At 69.5% G+C, this 16688-nt stretch carries 15 protein-coding genes; 12 read left to right on the forward strand and 3 right to left on the reverse strand.

The window, feature by feature from the left end; all coding sequences use genetic code 11:
• The first annotated feature begins 10 nt into the window (after nt 1–10).
• From recC to OIK44_RS02410, 9 genes are all read left to right on the forward strand, one after another.
• On the forward strand, nt 11–3418 hold the full coding sequence (recC, locus tag OIK44_RS02370; RefSeq protein ID WP_273669056.1) for an exodeoxyribonuclease V subunit gamma: 3408 nt from the start codon (nt 11–13) through the stop codon (nt 3416–3418).
• Complete coding sequence (recB, locus tag OIK44_RS02375; RefSeq protein ID WP_273669057.1) at nt 3415–7110, forward strand: exodeoxyribonuclease V subunit beta; 3696 nt, start codon at nt 3415–3417, stop codon at nt 7108–7110. Before recC ends, recB begins: the two co-directional genes overlap by 4 nt.
• The gene (gene recD, locus OIK44_RS02380; protein WP_273669058.1) at nt 7100–9055 is read left to right on the forward strand and encodes an exodeoxyribonuclease V subunit alpha; all 1956 of its coding nucleotides are present in this window, start codon (nt 7100–7102) and stop codon (nt 9053–9055) included. The genes recB and recD overlap by 11 nt, the downstream gene beginning before the upstream one ends.
• Nucleotides 9056–9086: 31 nt before the next feature.
• On the forward strand, nt 9087–9893 hold the full coding sequence (locus tag OIK44_RS02385) for a GNAT family N-acetyltransferase (protein ID WP_273669059.1): 807 nt from the start codon (nt 9087–9089) through the stop codon (nt 9891–9893).
• A 336-nt stretch (nt 9894–10229) separates the two neighbouring features.
• Nucleotides 10230–11051, forward strand: a complete 822-nt coding sequence (locus OIK44_RS02390) for an AraC family transcriptional regulator (protein WP_273669061.1) — start codon at nt 10230–10232, stop codon at nt 11049–11051.
• 108 nt (nt 11052–11159) lie between these two features.
• Nucleotides 11160–11885: an AzlC family ABC transporter permease gene (locus OIK44_RS02395; RefSeq protein WP_273669062.1), complete on the forward strand. Its 726-nt coding sequence runs from the start codon at nt 11160–11162 to the stop codon at nt 11883–11885.
• Complete coding sequence (locus tag OIK44_RS02400) at nt 11882–12205, forward strand: AzlD domain-containing protein (protein WP_273669063.1); 324 nt, start codon at nt 11882–11884, stop codon at nt 12203–12205. Before OIK44_RS02395 ends, OIK44_RS02400 begins: the two co-directional genes overlap by 4 nt.
• 181 nt (nt 12206–12386) lie before the next feature.
• The gene (locus tag OIK44_RS02405; protein WP_273669065.1) at nt 12387–12575 is read left to right on the forward strand and encodes a hypothetical protein; all 189 of its coding nucleotides are present in this window, start codon (nt 12387–12389) and stop codon (nt 12573–12575) included.
• A gap of 3 nt (nt 12576–12578) precedes the next feature.
• Nucleotides 12579–12773, forward strand: coding sequence for a Sec-independent protein translocase family protein (locus tag OIK44_RS02410; RefSeq protein WP_273669066.1), 195 nt, complete (start codon nt 12579–12581; stop codon nt 12771–12773).
• Here OIK44_RS02410 and OIK44_RS02415 read toward each other — a convergent pair.
• The 3 genes from OIK44_RS02415 to OIK44_RS02425 all read right to left on the reverse strand — a co-directional run bounded on the left by OIK44_RS02415 (nt 12770) and on the right by OIK44_RS02425 (nt 14192).
• Nucleotides 12770–13174, reverse strand: a complete 405-nt coding sequence (locus OIK44_RS02415; RefSeq protein WP_273669067.1) for a DUF2269 family protein — start codon at nt 13172–13174, stop codon at nt 12770–12772. The two genes, OIK44_RS02410 and OIK44_RS02415, sit on opposite strands and share 4 nt — an antisense overlap.
• Nucleotides 13175–13260: 86 nt before the next feature.
• The gene (locus OIK44_RS02420) at nt 13261–13722 is read right to left on the reverse strand and encodes a hypothetical protein (RefSeq protein ID WP_273669068.1); all 462 of its coding nucleotides are present in this window, start codon (nt 13720–13722) and stop codon (nt 13261–13263) included.
• Nucleotides 13719–14192: a MarR family winged helix-turn-helix transcriptional regulator gene (locus OIK44_RS02425; RefSeq protein ID WP_273669069.1), complete on the reverse strand. Its 474-nt coding sequence runs from the start codon at nt 14190–14192 to the stop codon at nt 13719–13721. The genes OIK44_RS02420 and OIK44_RS02425 overlap by 4 nt, the downstream gene beginning before the upstream one ends.
• A gap of 185 nt (nt 14193–14377) precedes the next feature.
• Between OIK44_RS02425 and OIK44_RS02430 the strand changes: the two genes are divergently transcribed.
• From OIK44_RS02430 to OIK44_RS02440, 3 genes are read left to right on the forward strand one after another with little or no spacing between them, the layout of a single operon-like run.
• The gene (locus OIK44_RS02430; protein WP_273669070.1) at nt 14378–15106 is read left to right on the forward strand and encodes an STN domain-containing protein; all 729 of its coding nucleotides are present in this window, start codon (nt 14378–14380) and stop codon (nt 15104–15106) included.
• Nucleotides 15107–15111: 5 nt separating this feature from the next.
• Nucleotides 15112–15660, forward strand: a complete 549-nt coding sequence (locus OIK44_RS02435; RefSeq protein ID WP_273669071.1) for an RNA polymerase sigma factor — start codon at nt 15112–15114, stop codon at nt 15658–15660.
• The gene (locus OIK44_RS02440; protein WP_273669073.1) at nt 15660–16616 is read left to right on the forward strand and encodes a FecR family protein; all 957 of its coding nucleotides are present in this window, start codon (nt 15660–15662) and stop codon (nt 16614–16616) included. Before OIK44_RS02435 ends, OIK44_RS02440 begins: the two co-directional genes overlap by 1 nt.
• The last annotated feature ends 72 nt before the right edge of the window (nt 16617–16688 follow it).

A 16688-nucleotide genomic window follows, 5' to 3' on the forward strand; every position in this document is an offset into this window, starting at 1 on the left:
ACGGAGCAGCATGCTTTCACCCGTCACACCCGGTTTGTTGATTTTGCACGGCAACCAATTGGAGCAGTTGCGCGCCGCCGTCTTCCAGTGGCTGCGCAACAATCCGCTGGGGCCCCTCGAAGCGGACATCTTCCTGGTGCAGTCGAATGGCGTGGCGGAATGGCTGAAGATCGCCCTGGCCGAAGAGATGGGCGTGTGCGCGGCGACCCGCATCGCGCTGCCGGCGCGGCTGCTGTGGGAGGGCTACCGCGGCATGCTGGGGCGCGAGCGCGTGCCGAGCCGCTCGCCGTTCGACAAGGGGCCGCTGGCCTGGCGCCTGATGCGCCTGCTGCCGGCGCTGCTGGCCGAGCCCGTGTTCGCGCCGCTGCGCTACTTCCTCGCCGACGGCGACGCCGAGCGCCGTCTGCAGCTGGCCGAGCGCCTGGCCGACCTGTTCGACCAGTACCAGGTGTACCGCGCCGACTGGCTCGACGACTGGGCCGCCGGACGCGACCAGCTGCGCAACGCCGCCGGCCAGGGCGTGCCGATGGCGGCCGGGCAGCGCTGGCAGGCGCAGTTGTGGCGCGCCGTCGCGGCCAGCGTGCCGCCGCAGCAGCGCGCCTCGGGCCGCGCCACCATCCACCAGGAATTCCTGCGCGCCATCGAGGCGGGCGCGGCGCCGGCCGGGCGCCTGCCGCGCCGCATCGTGCTGTTCGGCGTGTCGGCCCTGCCTTACCAGAGCCTGCAGGCGCTGGCGGCGCTGGCGCGCCACACGCAGGTGCTGCTGGCCGTGCCGAACCCCTGCCAGTTCTATTGGGGCGACATCATCGAGGGCCGCGAACTGCTGCGCGCCGCGCACCGGCGCCAGCAGGCGCGCAACGGCGCCGACCTGGGCCAGATCCCGCTGGAAGAGCTGCACGCCCACAGCCACCCGCTGCTGGCCAGCTGGGGCCGGCAAGGGCGCGACTTCATCCGCATGCTCGACGAGTTCGACGCCGACAGCGCCGCCGCCGGGCGCGCCGACAATCTGCGCATCGACCTGTTCAGCGAGGACGACGGCGACAGCCTGCTGGCGCAGGTGCAGGGGGCGATCCGCGAACTGCGCCCGCTCAAGGAGCACGAGGGCGTGGCGCCGCCGCCGGCCGACCGCTCCATCGAATTCCACGTCGCCCACAGCGTGCAGCGCGAAGTCGAGGTGCTGCACGACCAGCTGCTGGCCATGTTCGCCGGCGGCAGCGGCCTGCGCCCGCGCGAGGTGGTCGTCATGGTGCCCGACATCGACACCTTCACGGCGGCCATCCACGCCGTGTTCGGCCAGCACAAGCGCGGCGACCCGCGCTTCATCCCCTTCGAGATCGGCGACGTCAACGAGCGCAGCGTGAACCCGCTGCTGGTGGCGCTGGAATGGCTGCTGCGCCTGCCGCAGCAGCGCTGCCGCCAGAGCGAGGTGCGCGACCTGCTCGACGTGCCGGCGCTGGCCGGGCGCTTCGGCCTGGACGACGAGGACTTGCCGACGCTGGGCGCGTGGATCGAGGGCGCCGGCGTGCGCTGGGGCCTGGACCAGTCGCACCGCGACGGCCTGGGCCTGGGCGCGGCGCGCGAGCAGAACAGCTGGATCTTCGGCGTGCGGCGCATGCTGCTCGGCTACGCCAGCGGCGGCGGCGCCAGCTTCGCCGGCATCGAGCCGTACGCCGAAGTGGGCGGCCTGGACGCGGCGCTGGCCGGCTCGCTGGCGCAGCTGGTGGAGGCGCTGCTGCACTGGCGCGCCGCGCTGGCGCAGGCGCGCACGCCGGCCGAGTGGGGCGTGCAGGCGCGCGCGCTGCTGGCCGCCTTCTTCAAGGCCGGCGAGGAGGGCGAGCGCCTCACGCTGGGACTGCTGGAACAGGCGCTGCAAGGCTGGCTGGAAACCTGCGAGGGCGCCGAATTCACCGAGGCCGTGCCGCTGGCCGTGCTGCGCGCGGCCTGGCTGGGCGCCCTCGACGAACCGACGCTGAACCACCAGTTCGTCTCCGGCGGCGTGACCTTCTGCACCCTGATGCCGATGCGCGCCGTGCCCTTCCGCGTCGTCTGCCTGCTGGGTATGAACGACGGCGACTTCCCGCGCCGCGCGCCCAAGGCCGACTTCGACCTGCTGGCGCTGCCCGGCATGGCGCGCCCCGGCGACCGCTCGCGCCGCGACGACGACCGCTACCTGATGCTGGAGGCGCTGCTGGCGGCGCGCGACAAGCTGTATATCAGCTGGGTCGGGCGCAATGTGCGCGACAACACTGAACAGCCGCCGTCGGTGCTGCTGTCGCAGCTGCGCGACTACCTGGCGGCGGGCTGGAACCTCGACCTGAAGTCCCTGACGACGGAGCACGCGCTGCAGCCGTTCAGCCGCAGGTACTTCGAGGACGGCGGCCTGCTGACCTACGCCGGCGAATGGCGCGCCGCCCACGGCGGCGCGCCGGGAAGCGAAGACGCCGGGCGCCTGGCGCCGTTCGAGCTGGAGCCGAACTTCCGCCTGAAGCTGGGCGAACTGGCCAGTTTCATGCGCCAGCCCGTCAAATACTTCTTCCGCCGCCGCCTCAGCGTCAGCTTCGCCGACGCCGACCTGATCGGCGACGACGAGGAACCGTTTTCGCTGAACGGCCTGACGCGCTACCACCTGGAAGACCGCCTGCTCGGCGACGCCGGCGAACCGGAGGCGCTCTCCGAGGTGCGCGCCAGCCTGACCCTGCGCGCCGAACGGCTGGCGCGCGAGGGCGTGCTGCCGATCGGCCTGATCGGCCTGCAGATGCAGCGCGAGCTGGTGGACGCGCTGGTGCCGGTGCGCACGGCCTGGTTGAAGCTGCGCGAAAAATTCCCGCTGCCGGCCGAGAAGCTGGCCATCGGCCTGCAGTACGGCGAGCTGCGCGTCGAAGACTGGCTGGACCAGCTGCGCCGGCGCGACGACGGCGCCGGCGGCACGGTGGTCTGGCTGACGCAGATCGCCTCCAAGGTGCTCGACAAGAACGAAGCGGCGCGCGCCGACAAGCTGATCGCCGCGTGGCTGCGGCAACTGGCGGCGGCCGCGCAAGGCTATCCGCTGACCGGCTACCTGCTGGCGCGCGACGCCGTCATCACGATGGCGCCGCTGGACCCGGTCGAGGCCCGCCACGCCCTCGGCGCGCTGCTGGCGCTGTGGCGCGAAAACATGAACCACCCGCTGCCGACGGCCTGCAAGACCGCGCTGGCGCTGGCCCGGGGCGGCGATCCGCGCGCGGTCTACGACGGCGGCTTCGACCTCGCCGGCGAGGTCGCCGACCTGTGCCTGGCGCGCCAGTGGCCCGACTTCGCCGCGCTGGCGGCCGAGGAAGCCTGGGCCGACTGCTCGCTGGAGCTGTACGGCCCGCTGGCCGCCTGGATCGAGCAACACATACGCATCGCGCCCATCGCCGGCGGCGAGGAGGCGGCATGAGCAGCCAACTGTTAAGCCCCTTGACCTTCCCGCTGCACGGCACGCGCCTGATCGAGGCCAGCGCCGGCACCGGCAAAACCTGGACCATCGCCGCGCTGTACCTGCGCCTGGTGCTGGGCCACGGCGGCCGCGACGGCAATGGCTTCGGCCGGCCGCTGCAACCGGCCGACATCCTGGTGATGACCTTCACGCGCGCCGCCACGCGCGAGCTGTCGAACCGCGTGCGCGAGCGCCTGGTCGAGGCGGCCGCCTACTTCCGCGAACGCGACGGCGCCCATCCCGAGCCCTTTCTCGACGCGCTGCTGGACGACTACCCCGATTACGCCGAACGGCAAAAGGCGGCGCACCGCCTGATGCTGGCGGCCGAGACGATGGACGAGGCGGCCATCTTCACCATCGACGCCTGGTGCCAGCGCATGCTGCGCGAGCACGCCTTCGACAGCGGCAGCCTGTTCGACGAGGAGCTGGTCAACGACGAGAACGCGCTGTTCGAGGACTCCGCCCACGACTACTGGCGCCAGCAAGTCTATCCGCTGAACGCGGCCGCGCTGCAGCCGCTGCTGGCGGCCTGGCCCGACGTGGTGGCGCTGAAAAAAACCGTGCGCGAGCTGGCCAGGCGCGCCGAGGCGCTGGGCGCGCCAGCCGACGCCACGCTGGGCGGCCTGATTGGCCGGGTGCAGCGCGAGCAGAAGACGCAACTGGCTGGCTTGAAGGAGGGCTGGGCCGAGCGCGCCGACCGCATGGAGCAGTGGATAGGCCGGCAGCGCGAGGCGGCGCCGAAGTGCTTCCACGGCGCCAAGATGAAGCCCGAGTCGCTGGCAAAATGGTTCAATGGCCTGCGCGAATGGGCGCTTGACCCCGGCGCCGTCAACCCGGCCGGCGTCAACGACACGGCGTGGCGGCGCCTGACGCCGGCCGGCATCGCCGACGCCTTCACGAAAGGCTACGGCGCCGAGGTGCCGGACGACTTCGACGCCACCGCGGCGCTGGCCGCGGCGCTGGCGCAGATCGCGCCGCTGTCGCACGACTTGTACCGCCACGCCGCCGCGACGATAGCGCGGCGCATGGACGAACTGAAACGGCGCGCCCGCCAGTTCGGCTTCGCCGACCTGCTGGAGCGCCTGAAAAGCGCGCTGCTGGGCGAAAACGGCGCGGCGCTGCGCCAGCGCATCGTCGACCAGTACCCGCTGGCGATGGTCGACGAATTCCAGGACACCGCGCCCGGCCAGTACCAGATCCTCAACCTGCTGTACCGCGTCGCCGACAACGACCCGGCGCACGGCCTGTTCCTGATCGGCGACCCGAAACAGTCGATCTACGGCTTCCGCGGCGCCGATATCCACAGCTACCTGTCGGCGCGCGCCGCGACCGCCGGGCGCCATTACCAGCTGGGCACCAACTACCGCTCGACCGCCGCGCTGGTGGACGCCGTCAACCGCCTGTTCCTGCACGCCGAAGGTTACGGCGAGGGCGCGCCGCGCCATCCCGGCTTCGCCGCCGGCGCCTTCCGCTTCCGCGACGGCGACGCCAACCCGCTGCCCTTCGACGCCGTCGAGGCCAGGGGGCGCGGCGAACGCCTGGTGCGCGGCGCCGCTCCGGAGCCGGCGCTGACGGTGGCCTACAGCCAGAGCGACGCCCTGAAGGGCGACAGCTACCGCGAATTCTTCGCCCACCACTGCGCCGAGCACATCGTCGGCCTGCTCAACGACCCGCGCGCCGGCTTCGACGGCAAGGACGGCTTCGTCCGCCTGCAGCCGGCCGACATCGCCATCCTGGTGCGCGACCGCAAGGAGGCGGCGGCGATCCGCAAGGCCCTGCGCGCGCGCGCCGTGATGAGCGTCTACCTGTCCGACAAGGACTCCGTCATCAACAGCGACGAGGCGGCCGACGTGCTGCGCTGGCTGCGCGCGCTGGCCAACCCGCTGGACGGCGCGCTGGCGCGGGCCGCCTTCGCCACCGCCACCGTCGGCATGTCGCTGGGCGAGCTGGCGCAGCTGTCCAACGACGAAGTCGAATCGGAGCGGCGCGCCGAGCAGCTCAAGGGCCTGCACCTGGTCTGGCAGCGCCAGGGCGTGCTGGCGATGCTGCGGCGCTTCATCCACGAACTGAAACTGCCGGCCGCCATGCTGCGCGAGGCCGGCGGCGAACGGCGCCTGACGAATCTGCTGCACCTGGCCGAACTGCTGCAGTCGGCCAGCCGCCAGCTCGACGGCGAGCAGGCGCTGATACGCTGGCTGGCCGAGCAGATAGGCGGCGAGGGCGAGGGCGGCGACGAACGCGTGCTGCGCCTGGAAAGCGACGCCGAGCTGGTGAAGGTCGTCACTGTGCACAAATCGAAGGGCCTGGAATACCCGCTGGTCTACCTGCCGTTCGCCGTCACCGCGCGCAAGGTCGACAAGCGCAACCGCAGCTTCTTCGAATACACCGACGAGCATGGCGTGCGCCACCTCGACATGAGCCTGTCGGAGCCGGCCCAGGAAGCGGTCGAGGAAGCGCGCATCGAGGAAGACCTGCGCCTGCTGTACGTGGCGCTGACGCGGGCGCGCCATTTCCTGTGGCTGGGCGTGGCGGCGCTGGCCAGCCGCAAGGCCGGCGAAAACACCCTGCACGAATCGGCGCTGGGCTACCTGCTGACGGGCGGCGAACGCCTGCCCGCCGAAGACCTGGCGGCGCGCTGGCAGCGGGTGCGCGGCGACTGCGCCGGCATCGTCGTCGGCGCGCTGGAGCAGCCGCGCGGCGCAACCCCGCTCGACCGCTTCGAGCGGCAGCCGGAGCTCAGGGACGGCGCCGCCTACAGCGCCAGCTTCGAGCGCGACTGGAGCGTCGGCAGCTTCACCTCGCTGACGCGGCAGGTGGGGCCGCTGCTGGCCAGCGTCCACGTGCCGCAGCGGGCCAAGGAAGAAACCCTGCTCGAAGACGACGACGCCCAGGCGGCGCGCACCGACGACGCGCCGTGGCACCGCTTCCCGCGCGGCTCCGTTCCCGGCAACTTCCTCCACGAACAACTGGAATGGATGGGCGGCGAGGGCTTCGCCATCGTCGCCGACGCCGGCTTCGACAGCCGCCTGGGCGCGCGCTGCGAGCGGGCCGGCTGGGGCCACCGCCAGGAAGATGCGGTGGCCTGGCTGCGCGCCGTGGCGAACACGCCGCTGCCGATGCTGGGCGTGCCGCTGACCGGCATCGACGCGGCGCTGTCGGAAATGGAATTCTGGTTTCCCAGCGAGCGCCTGAGCACCGAGGCCCTCGACCGCCTGTGCTCGCGCCACCTGCTGGGCGACACGCCGCGCCCGGCGCTGCCGAAACGGCAGTTGCACGGCATGCTCAAAGGCTTCGCCGACCTGGTCTTCGAACATGGGGGGCGCTACTGGGTGCTCGACTACAAATCGAACGCGCTGGGCGGGGGCGACGCCGCCTACCACAAACAGGCGCTGGCGGCCGGCATGGCGGCGCACCGCTACGACATCCAGGGCGCCATCTACATGCTGGCGCTGCACCGCCTGCTGCGCAGCCGCCTGGGCCAGCACTACCGGCCGGAGCAGCACTTGGGCGGCGCCATCTTCCTGTTCTTGCGCGGCATCGCCAACCCGCACACGCGCGGCTGCTACTGGCTGGAACCGCAGATGGCGCTGCTCGACGGCCTCGACACCTTACTCGACGAAACGACACCGCTTGAACACCACCATGACCATTGACGCGCGCAGCGCGGCGCTGCTGGCGCACATCGACACCCTGACCGAAGACGGCCAACTGCGGCGCCTGAGCGGCGCCTTCGCCCGCTTCATCGGCGCCGTCGGCGCCGCGCCGGCGCCGCTGACGCTGGCCTGCGTCGTCCTGTCCGAACTGGAAGGGCGCGGCCACAGCTGCCTGATGCTCGACGAACTGGTCAACGACCCCTGCCTGCTGCTGGGCTGGAGCGACGAACAATGGCGCGCCCTCGCGGCGGCCGCCGGCGCGCTGCCGAAAAGCGTGGCCGCGTGGCGCGCGCTGCTGGCGCAGGCCGACCAGGTGTGGTCCACCGGCGACCTCGACTTCGACCAGCCGTTGGCGCTGGAAGGGGCGCGCCTCTATCTGCGGCGCTACTGGCGCGACGAAAAACTGGTGGCCGAAGCCATCGGCGCGCGCGCCCGCGACAACGGCCGCACGCCCGAACTGGCGGCCGTGCGCCGCTGGCTCGACACCCTGTTCGACCAGCCGACCCCGGACGGCGGGCCGGACTGGCAAAAAATCGCCTGCGCCGTCGCGCTGCGCGGCAGCGTCGCCATCATCACCGGCGGCCCCGGCACCGGCAAGACCTACACCGTGGCCAGCCTGCTGACGCTGCTGTTCGCCGTCTCCGCCGACCCGGAGCGGCTGCGCATCGCGCTGGCGGCGCCGACCGGCAAGGCGGCCGCGCGGCTGAAGCAATCCATCGACAAAGCCCTCGACAGCCTGGCCGCGAAAGTCGACGCCGAACTGCCGGAGCTGAAGGAGCTGGCCAAGCGCATGGGCGCGGCGCGCACCCTGCACAGCCTGTTGGGCGCGCGCCCCGACACGCGGGCCTTCCAGCATAACGCCGGCAACCCGCTCGACGTCGACGTGCTGATCGTCGACGAAGCGTCGATGGTCCACCTGGAAATGATGGCCGCGCTGCTGGACGCGCTGCCGCCGAACGCCATGCTGGTGCTGCTGGGCGATAAAGACCAACTGGCCTCCGTCGAGGCGGGCGCCGTGCTGGGCGACCTGTGCCACGACGCCCAGGCGGGCGGCTACACGGCCGCCACGCTGGCCTACGCCCAGGCCGCCAGCGGCGAACACATAGGCGCCGCATACCACGGCGACGCCGGGCCGCTGGCCCAGCAAACCGTGATGCTGCGCCACAGCCACCGCTTCAGCGGCCCGATCGGCGCGCTGGCGCAAGCCGTCAACGCCGGCATGAGCAAGGAAGCGCTGGCCTGCCTGACGGGCGACAGCGGCGCCAAGGTCGCGTGGATCGAGCCGGCGCAGCAGAGCGACGTGCTGCAACTGGCGCTGGCCGGGCGCGCCGGCGCCGAGGGCGGCTACCGGCACTACCTGAAGCTGGTGCAGGGCGGCGGCGCCGGCCAGGAGCACGAAGCCTGGGTGCGCGAAGTGCTGCACAGCTTCGAGTCCTTCCGCATCCTGTGCGCCGTGCGCGACGGCGAGTGGGGCGTGGGCGGCTTGAACACGGCCATCGAGCAGCGCCTGGAGAGCGCCGGACTGATCCGGCGCGCCGAGTGGTATGTCGGCCGGCCGGTGATGGTGACGCGCAACGACTACGGCACCGGCGTCTTCAACGGCGACATCGGGCTGACGCTGCGCGACCCGGCTCGGCCGGCCTCGCTGCGGGTGTACTTCCTGGAGGGCGAGACGGTGCGCAGCGTGCTGGCGACGCGCCTGCGCCACGTGGAAACGGCGTTCGCGATGACGGTGCACAAATCGCAGGGATCGGAGTTCCGCCACACGGTGCTGGTGCTGCCGAAAGAGGGCGGGGCGATGCTGGCGCGCGAGCTGATCTACACCGGCATCACGCGCGCGCGCGACTACTTCACGCTGGTGTCGCCGACGCAGACGGTGCTGGTGGATGCGATCATGCGGCGCACGCAGCGGGCCAGCGGCTTGCGCGGCTTGATAGGCGGATAACGCGCAGGACAGCGCAGAAAGTAGACATTCTATGGAAATAACGATACGGCTAGCTGACGCAACAGATATCGACACAATTTTTGATATCCGTACCAGTGTCAAAGAAAACCACCTGTCCCGCGATCAACTTGCGGAAAGGGGGATTACCCATGACGCAATCCGGGAGGCACTGCTCGCCGCACCTTGCATCTGGATGGCCGACGTGAACGGAACGGCCGCCGGATTTGCCATGGCCGATGGCGCCGAAGGCAGCATATTTGCGGCCTTTGTTCGACCGGAAAGCGAGGGGCGCGGCTTGGGGCGTCTGCTGATGGACAAGGCCGAAACCTTCCTTTTCCAGCAGCACCAGAGGATATGGCTCGAAACCGATGGTGCGAGCCGCGCAAGCGGTTTCTATCGCAAGCTTGGGTGGTTGCCTGTCGCGTGCCTGCCAGGTGGCGACGTGCGCTTTGAGAAGCAAAAGAAATGCGCGATTTACTTGGGCGGATGCCTGTGCGGGGCCATCAGGTTTGAGGCGACGGGGCCGGCGCTCAATCCGCACAACTGCTCCTGCAAGTTTTGCCAGAAACATACGGGGGCATTGACGGCTTCCTGGGTTGAGTTCCCGCGCGAAAACGTCAAATGGACAGGGCCAGGCCGCAGCCCCGCCACCTACCGCTCCTCGGAATATTCCAGCCGTGCGTTCTGCGGCAACTGCGGCAGCTCAGTCGGCGCGATTGATGACGCCCCGACAGTTGCCCTGTTGGTTGCGGCCTTCGACGACAACCACGCCAAGGAACTGCAGCCGGAGTATCACTCCTTCAAGGATGGCGCGCCTGCCTGGGCTTCGGTCGCTTAGCGTTCGCCTGCCGGACGGTCGAAAAACTCCAGGCCGTCCAGCCTGGATTGCCGCCGGCTCGAACCGTGGCGAATGGCCAGCCTTTACTCGTTCAGGTCGTCTTTGTAGTTCGCATTAGGATACAGCGGCTGCCTTGGCGGGCGTTCTGGCGTCGGATAGTCATGCTTCTTGAGCCAGGCAGTCTTTTTGCTAGCATTACGCGGTAGTGTGGTGTTCTGGACGCATTGCCGGCGTCGGCATGCCTCGGCGCGGGCCTTCTGCCGTGACGCCTCCGGCCTGTGGCGTACAATCGTTCCAGGCATGAGCTGACCCCACCACGCATATCCGACACCCGGCATGACAAGCACTTTTCGCGACGCAGCACGATTCTGGCGCAGTCCGCTGTTGCCGGACGTCGAGTTGCTCACGGCCGAGTATTTCGCGCAGGAGTTCGCGCCCCATTGGCACGAGGGCTACGCGATCCCGGTGATCCAGGCCGGCGCGCAGAGCTACCGTTACCGGGGGGCGCGCTGCGTGGCCGGCGCCGGCAGCATCGCGGCCATCAATCCTGGCGAGATCCACACGGGCGAGCGCGCCACCGACAATGGCTGGGCCTACCGGGCGTTTTATCCCTCGCTGGAATGGATGCAGCAATTGTCCTCCGATATGGCCGGCTGCGCGGTCGGCGTGCCGTGGCTGCCGGACGGCGCCATCGAGGATGGCGAAGTGGCGTTCCAGTTGGGGAGGGCGCATCGGCTGCTGGAGGCGGGCGCCGACGACCTGGCGGCGCAAACCGTGTTGACGGGCGCGTTCGCGCTGCTGTTGTCGCGTTATGCGCGCACTTGCGCGCCGCTCCAGACCATCCATCCGGACGCCGTCCGCGTCGAGTTGATGAAGGCCGCCTTGAGCGCGCATTTGACCGAGCCGATGACGCTGTCGGATTTGGCGGCGGCGGTCGGCCTGTCGCCGTTTTATACGGCGCGGCTGTTTTCCCGCATGGTGGGCATGCCGCCGCACGCCTGGCGCAATCAGTTGCGCCTGAACCGGGCGCAGGGCCTGCTGCGCCAGGGCTGCTCCGTGACGGAGGTGGCGGCCAGCGTCGGTTATGCCGACCAAAGCCATTTCACCCGGCATTTCAAGCGCGCGTTTGGCGTGGCGCCGGGGCGCTGGCGGCGCTGAGCGCCCGGTGCGGCGGTTTGTCTCATTCCGGCGAAAGCGCAAGATCGTACAAGCGCGCCGCGCCGGCAACGCTCAGGATGCGGGTTCCCTATGTAAAAGGAAGCATCCATGCCGCCATCCTCCCGCCTGTCCTGTTTTACCGCCGGCGCCCGCGACACTGTGCCGATGCTGATCGGCGCCGCGCCGTTCGGCATGATCTTCGGCGCGCTGGTGGCCACTGCGCCGCTGGCGGCCTGGCAGGGTCAGTTGATGTCGCTGGGCGTGTTCGCCGGTTCCAGCCAGTTCATCGCGGTCGGCCTGATCGCCGGCGGCGCGGGCATGCTGGTCATCTGGCTGGCGACCTTCATCGTCAACCTGCGCCACATGTTGTATGCGGCCGCGCTGATGCCGCACGTGCGCCATTTGCCGCAGCGCTGGCGCTGGACGCTGGGTTTCCTGCTCACCGATGAAACCTTTGCTGTGGTGGAGCGCTACTACCGCAGCCAGCCGGACCCCCGGTTCGGCCACTGGTATTTTTTCGGTTCGGGGCTGTCGATGTATGGCAACTGGCAGTGCTGGACGCTGGTGGGCCTGTTGTTCGGCACGATTTTCCCCCGTTTGCAAACGCTGGGCCTGGACTTTGCGATGGTGGCCACGTTTATTGCGATCATCGTGCCGCAATTGTTCAAGCTGCCGCAACTGGCGGCGGCGCTGGCCGCCGGCACGGTCGCGTATCTGTTGCAGGGGCTGCCTTACAAGCTGGGCTTGCTGGCGGCGATCGCCGTCGGCGTTGGCGTGGGATTGCTGCTGGCGCGCCTGGCGCCCGTCAAGCAGCCCGCTGCGGAGGCCGCATGAGCGCCACCCTGACCATCGTCGGCATGGCCGCGATTACCTTCTTCATCAAGGCCATCATCTTCATACTCGGCGACCGGGTGGCGTTTCCACCGCTGCTGAGGCAGGCTTTGGCTTTCGTTCCCGTCACGGTGCTGACGGCGATCATCGTGCCGATGATACTGGCGCCGCACGGCAAGGGCCTGGAACTGGGTTGGCATAATCCGCAACTGGTGGCCGCCGCCGTCGCGGCGATGGTGTGCGCCGCGACGCGTCACCAATTGGCGACCATTATTGTCGGGTTGAGCGTTTTCTTCGGCTGGCAGTTCGTGCTGTATGGCTAGGCAAACGGTAAGATCTGCCGCCGATGTGGATGTGGCCTGCCTATCGTGCGGTGAAAAGTTGGTAAAATAGACAAGCTATCACCGCATGTACTTGTTCCGTTGCCAGACCGTGACATGATGGGCGAAAGTCAGACCTGGTTCCGCGGCTCGCAGTGTGTTTTTCATCTATTCAGGAGGTCGCATGGCAGCATTCTTAGCATCGCTCTTGTTAATTATCCCACTCTGGAAAATCTGCGGACGGGCCGGATTCCATCCCGCCCTGTCGCTGCTGGCCATCGTTCCATTGATCGGTTTCCTGGTCGTCGCCGGCATTCTGGCGTTCGTCGAATGGCCGGCGACGCGCCAGCGGCTGCTGACACAGGGGGACTAGATCATGGGCTCGTTTTCGATATGGCATTGGTTCATCTTTATGCTGACGCTGGCCGTGCCGGCGCTGCTCTTTTCGCGCATCGCCACCAAGGCCGGCTATCCCGGCTGGTGGGCGCTGCTTGGCCTGGTGCCGGTGGTGAACGTGGTCGCGCTGTGGGTGTTCGCCTACTCGGACTGGCCCAAGCAGCCCAAGCGTTAAGCCGCCTCGCGCGCCCCGGGCTTGTAGACGGCCAGCAGCAGCGCTGCCGCCAGCATCAGGAAGTTGGCGATGCCGAACATGTCTTCCCTGCTTTTGAGGGGCGGGTAGGCCGGCAGCAGCTGGCCCTGGGCGGCGCTTTGCACGGCCAGTTCCGTCACCTGCCCGACCAGCGGCGCCAGGACGAAGCTGCCGTTGAGCACGATCAGCACGAGCAGCACCAGCTTGGCGATCAGCCAGCGCTGTTCCAGCAAGCGCTGCCGGCTCGTCAGTGCAAGCAGGCAGGTGGCGGCGAGCAGCAAGCACATGCCCGGCACCGTCAGCGCCGCCGTGATGGCCGACACGAACAGCCGCTGGTGGTGGATCAGCGCCGCGTCGCCGCTGGCGCCGACGACGGCGTTCATCACAATCGATGGCAGTATGCCGCCCTACAACATCGACAGGCCGATCAGGTACAGCAGTTTGGTCGCGTTCTTCACTTCTTCCTCCTTCAGGTTTTCAGGGATGGGTGGGGCGGCCGGCGCAGTTTGCCGGCCAGTGCAAACCCGTCGCGGGCGTTCATGCCCATCAGGGTCAATTGGATGGCGTCGGCGATCAGTTCGATTGCCTGCACCGCGTAGAACACGGCGTCGTAGCCGCCGGCGGCGGCCTTGTGGTTGAGGAAGAGGGCGGCCGGGATCATCACCAGCACGCCGTTGGCGGCGAGGATGGCCATGCGCCGGCTCTTGGCCGCCACCAGGCGGCCCTGGCGCAGCTTGCCCAGCGCGAAGCCGCTGCCGCCGGTAGCCGCCATGCAGGGCAGCAGCAGGCCGATGCCGTAGACGATGGCGTGCTTGACGGCGGCCACCGTGGCGGCGCTGCCAAACACTTCGGCCAGCACGGTGGCCGTCCAGAAGGTGGCGACGATGAGCATGGCGGCGCCGCCGGCGATGGCGTGGACGGCGGCTTTCATGCCGCCCCCTCTGTCAGCACGGGGGCGTCGAGCCGCGCATAGACGGTGCGCAGCATGTGCAGGGTGTTTTCCAGGTCGGCGCCGGACAGGCCGGCGGCCAGGCTGGTGGCCCAGCGCTGGTGCAAGGCCATGGTCTGGCCGATGACGCTTTCGCCGGCCGGCGTCAGCGCGTATAGCGGCGAGCGCTCGTGGCGCGGGTTGGCGCGCGGCGCGACGAAACCTTCCTCTTCCAGCTTGTTGAGTTGCTTTTGCGTGCCCTGGCGGCTCACGCCCATCGTTTCGGCGATCTGCGGCGCCGACAGCGGCTTGCCGGCCAGATGCACGGCGCCCAGCACTTGCCAGCGGGCGCTGCTAAGTTTGAGCGGCTTGACCATCTCATCGCCTTTGTCGAGCAGGCGGCCGTTCAGGCGGAACACCGCCAGCATGATGTCGGTCAGGATGGCGGCGTTGGGGGCGGCTTGGCTTGTCATGTTTGCTCCTTGTGGTGGTATTAATGGTAACCAGTTTCCATTATTGGAAACTGGTTGTCAAGTTGAATTTGGCCTGGCCGCGATGTCACAGGGCGGTAACTTTAGGCAGGTAAGGTGCAGGCTGTTTCCCATACGGCGCGGCCTTCTTCGTGGCGCGCCACTTTGATGATCGCGTGATATAACCCATGACAGGCAATCCGGCATCGGTCAGTGTGCTTGCGCTGGCCGGATACCTGATGTGCTCGGGTTTCCTTGCCGCGGCGGGGCCGGCGCGCGCGCAGTCCGGCGGCGGGCCGGGCAAGTCCACCAGCGAAGCGCTGCGTTTCGACATCGTCGCGCAGAACCTGGGCGAGGCGATCGACGCCTACAGCCGCGTGACGGGCCTCGACGTGCTGGTCGACAGCCGCCACGCGCACACGCGCACCGGCACGGTGCGCGGCCTGTACACGGCCCCCGATGCCCTGCAAATTTTATTGGCGGGCACCGGCCTGCAGGTGCGCCACAGCAAGCCGACGGCGATTGTGGTGTACGCGGCCGGGCCGGGCGAGGGTGCGGCCGTGCCGCCGCCCGCGCCGGCCGCCATGCCAGGATTCGACGACGCCGATCCGGCGCACCGGCGCTATGCGGGCCAGCTGCAGCAGGCGCTGCGCCGCGCGTTGTGCGACGATCCCGTGACGCGGCCCGGCAAATATCGGCTGGCGCTGCAACTGCAGTTGGACGGGGCGGGCGCCGTGCGGCGCTTCAAACTGTTGAGCCGAACCGGCTCGGCGGCCCGCGACGCGGCCGTGCGGCGCCGCGTGCTGGCGCTGGCGGTGGGCGCGCCGCCGCCGGCGCTGCCGCAGCCTCTGCTGATCTTGCTGCTGCCGGAGGGGGACGGCGCGCAAGCCGATTGCCCGCCGCCGCCGGAGCACTGAGCGCCATGTTCGACAGCGTCCCCTTGACCTTGCGCGCGCGGCTGGCGGCGCGCTACGCCGAATTGCGCGGCAAGCTGGAAAGAATCGTCGGCTCGAAGGACGATGCGGCCGACGCCATCCAGGAAACCTGGCTGCGGCTCCAGGCCCTGCCCGAGGCGGCGCCGGTGCACAATCCCGACGCCTATCTGCTGCGCATGGCCGCCAACATCGCCACCGACAAGTACCGGCAGGACAATGTGATCCTCAGCCGCGGCGAGCTGGACGAGCTGATTCAGGTGGCGGACGAGGCCAGCGACCCCGAGCGCATTGCCAGCGCGCGCAGCGATGTCGCCGCGCTCAGCGCCGTCATCGCCAGGATGCCGGCGCGGCGCCGGGCTATACTGATCGCGGCCCGGGTGGACGGCCAGCTCAACAGCGAAATCGCCGAGCGCCTCGACCTGTCCCTGAGTACGGTGGAAAAGGAGCTGCGCTACGCCCTCGAATACTGCAAGGAGCGCCTGCCCGATGTCGACGCGGCGCAGCGCAGCCATATTGCCGGCCCGAGAAAATACTGATGAAGTCTATGTCGAACCAGGATACTTATTACAGCGCGGCCCGGCAGCAGGCAGTCCACTGGTGGACCCGCCTGCACTCGGGCCAGGCGACGCGCGGCGACGCGGCGGCGTTTCGCCAGTGGTGCGGCGCCGATCCGCGCCACGCGCGCGCCTGGCGCGAGTTGACGCGCGTGTGGCGCGCGCTGGAGCCGGCGCTGGCGGCGCAGGCCGGGGGCGCGCCGTTCGCCGCCGCGCCCCGGCCCGCGGCGCGGGGCCGGCGCGTCTTCCTGGGCGGCGCGCTGGCGGCGGCGCTCGGCGGCGTGCTGGCGCTGCGTCCGCCGCTGGACCTGTGGCCCGCCGTGGACGAGTTCGCGGCCGACTACCGCACCGGCACCGGCGAGCAGCGCCAGGTGGCGCTGGACGAGCAGGTCACGGTGCAGATGAACACGCAGACGCGTTTCAATGTGCGCGCCGGCGACGGCATCGCGCTGCTGGCCGGCGAGGCCGAGATTGTCGTCCGCGGCGCGCACGCGTTCGCCGTGGAGGCGGGCGGCGGCCGCCTGCTGGCGCGCTCGGGCCGCTTCAATGTCCGGCAGAGCGGGCCGCAGGTGTGCGTCACCTGCCTGGACGGGCGGGTGGAGCTGCTGCACGCCGGCCTGCGCCGCTCGCTGGCGGCGGGCAGCCAGGCCGTCTATGAGGGCGAGCAATTGCTGCGGCTCGACAAGGTCGACGCCGGCAGCGTGGTGGCCTGGCGCAGCGGCGTGCTGGCTTTCGCCGACGCGCCGCTGGCCGAGGTCGTCGACGAGATCAACCGCTACCGGCCGGGCCGGCTGATGCTGTGCAACGCGGAGCTGGGCCGGCGGCGGGTGCGCATGCGCCTGTCGCTGCGCAACATCGCGCACGCCCCGGCGATGATACGCGACCTGTCCGGCGCGACGCTGCGCGAACTGCCCGGCGGCATCGTGCTGCTGAGCTGACGGGCGCCGCCACAAGTTTTTTTACGGGTAAGGCCGCGCAGGCTCGTCATGGGGGTATGAACGCCCGACGCC

Origin of the sequence: Janthinobacterium fluminis (genome assembly GCF_028595325.1) — a bacterium.
In the GTDB taxonomy this organism is placed as follows: domain Bacteria; phylum Pseudomonadota; class Gammaproteobacteria; order Burkholderiales; family Burkholderiaceae_D; genus Janthinobacterium; species Janthinobacterium fluminis.

Excerpts from the sequence above, each read along its gene's own strand:
- OIK44_RS02410 (WP_273669066.1), top strand. The coding sequence starts at position 12,579 with ATGGGCTCGTTTTCGATATGGCATTGGTTCATCTTTATGCTGACGCTG.
- OIK44_RS02420 (WP_273669068.1), bottom strand. The coding sequence starts at position 13,722 with ATGAAAGCCGCCGTCCACGCCATCGCCGGCGGCGCCGCCATGCTCATC.
- OIK44_RS02385 (WP_273669059.1), top strand. The coding sequence starts at position 9,087 with ATGGAAATAACGATACGGCTAGCTGACGCAACAGATATCGACACAATT.
- OIK44_RS02425 (WP_273669069.1), bottom strand. The coding sequence starts at position 14,192 with ATGACAAGCCAAGCCGCCCCCAACGCCGCCATCCTGACCGACATCATG.
- OIK44_RS02430 (WP_273669070.1), top strand. The coding sequence starts at position 14,378 with ATGACAGGCAATCCGGCATCGGTCAGTGTGCTTGCGCTGGCCGGATAC.
- recC (WP_273669056.1), top strand. The coding sequence starts at position 11 with ATGCTTTCACCCGTCACACCCGGTTTGTTGATTTTGCACGGCAACCAA.
- OIK44_RS02405 (WP_273669065.1), top strand. The coding sequence starts at position 12,387 with ATGGCAGCATTCTTAGCATCGCTCTTGTTAATTATCCCACTCTGGAAA.
- OIK44_RS02400 (WP_273669063.1), top strand. The coding sequence starts at position 11,882 with ATGAGCGCCACCCTGACCATCGTCGGCATGGCCGCGATTACCTTCTTC.
- recD (WP_273669058.1), top strand. The coding sequence starts at position 7,100 with ATGACCATTGACGCGCGCAGCGCGGCGCTGCTGGCGCACATCGACACC.
- recB (WP_273669057.1), top strand. The coding sequence starts at position 3,415 with ATGAGCAGCCAACTGTTAAGCCCCTTGACCTTCCCGCTGCACGGCACG.
- OIK44_RS02435 (WP_273669071.1), top strand. The coding sequence starts at position 15,112 with ATGTTCGACAGCGTCCCCTTGACCTTGCGCGCGCGGCTGGCGGCGCGC.
- OIK44_RS02395 (WP_273669062.1), top strand. The coding sequence starts at position 11,160 with ATGCCGCCATCCTCCCGCCTGTCCTGTTTTACCGCCGGCGCCCGCGAC.
- OIK44_RS02415 (WP_273669067.1), bottom strand. The coding sequence starts at position 13,174 with ATGAACGCCGTCGTCGGCGCCAGCGGCGACGCGGCGCTGATCCACCAC.
- OIK44_RS02440 (WP_273669073.1), top strand. The coding sequence starts at position 15,660 with ATGAAGTCTATGTCGAACCAGGATACTTATTACAGCGCGGCCCGGCAG.
- OIK44_RS02390 (WP_273669061.1), top strand. The coding sequence starts at position 10,230 with ATGACAAGCACTTTTCGCGACGCAGCACGATTCTGGCGCAGTCCGCTG.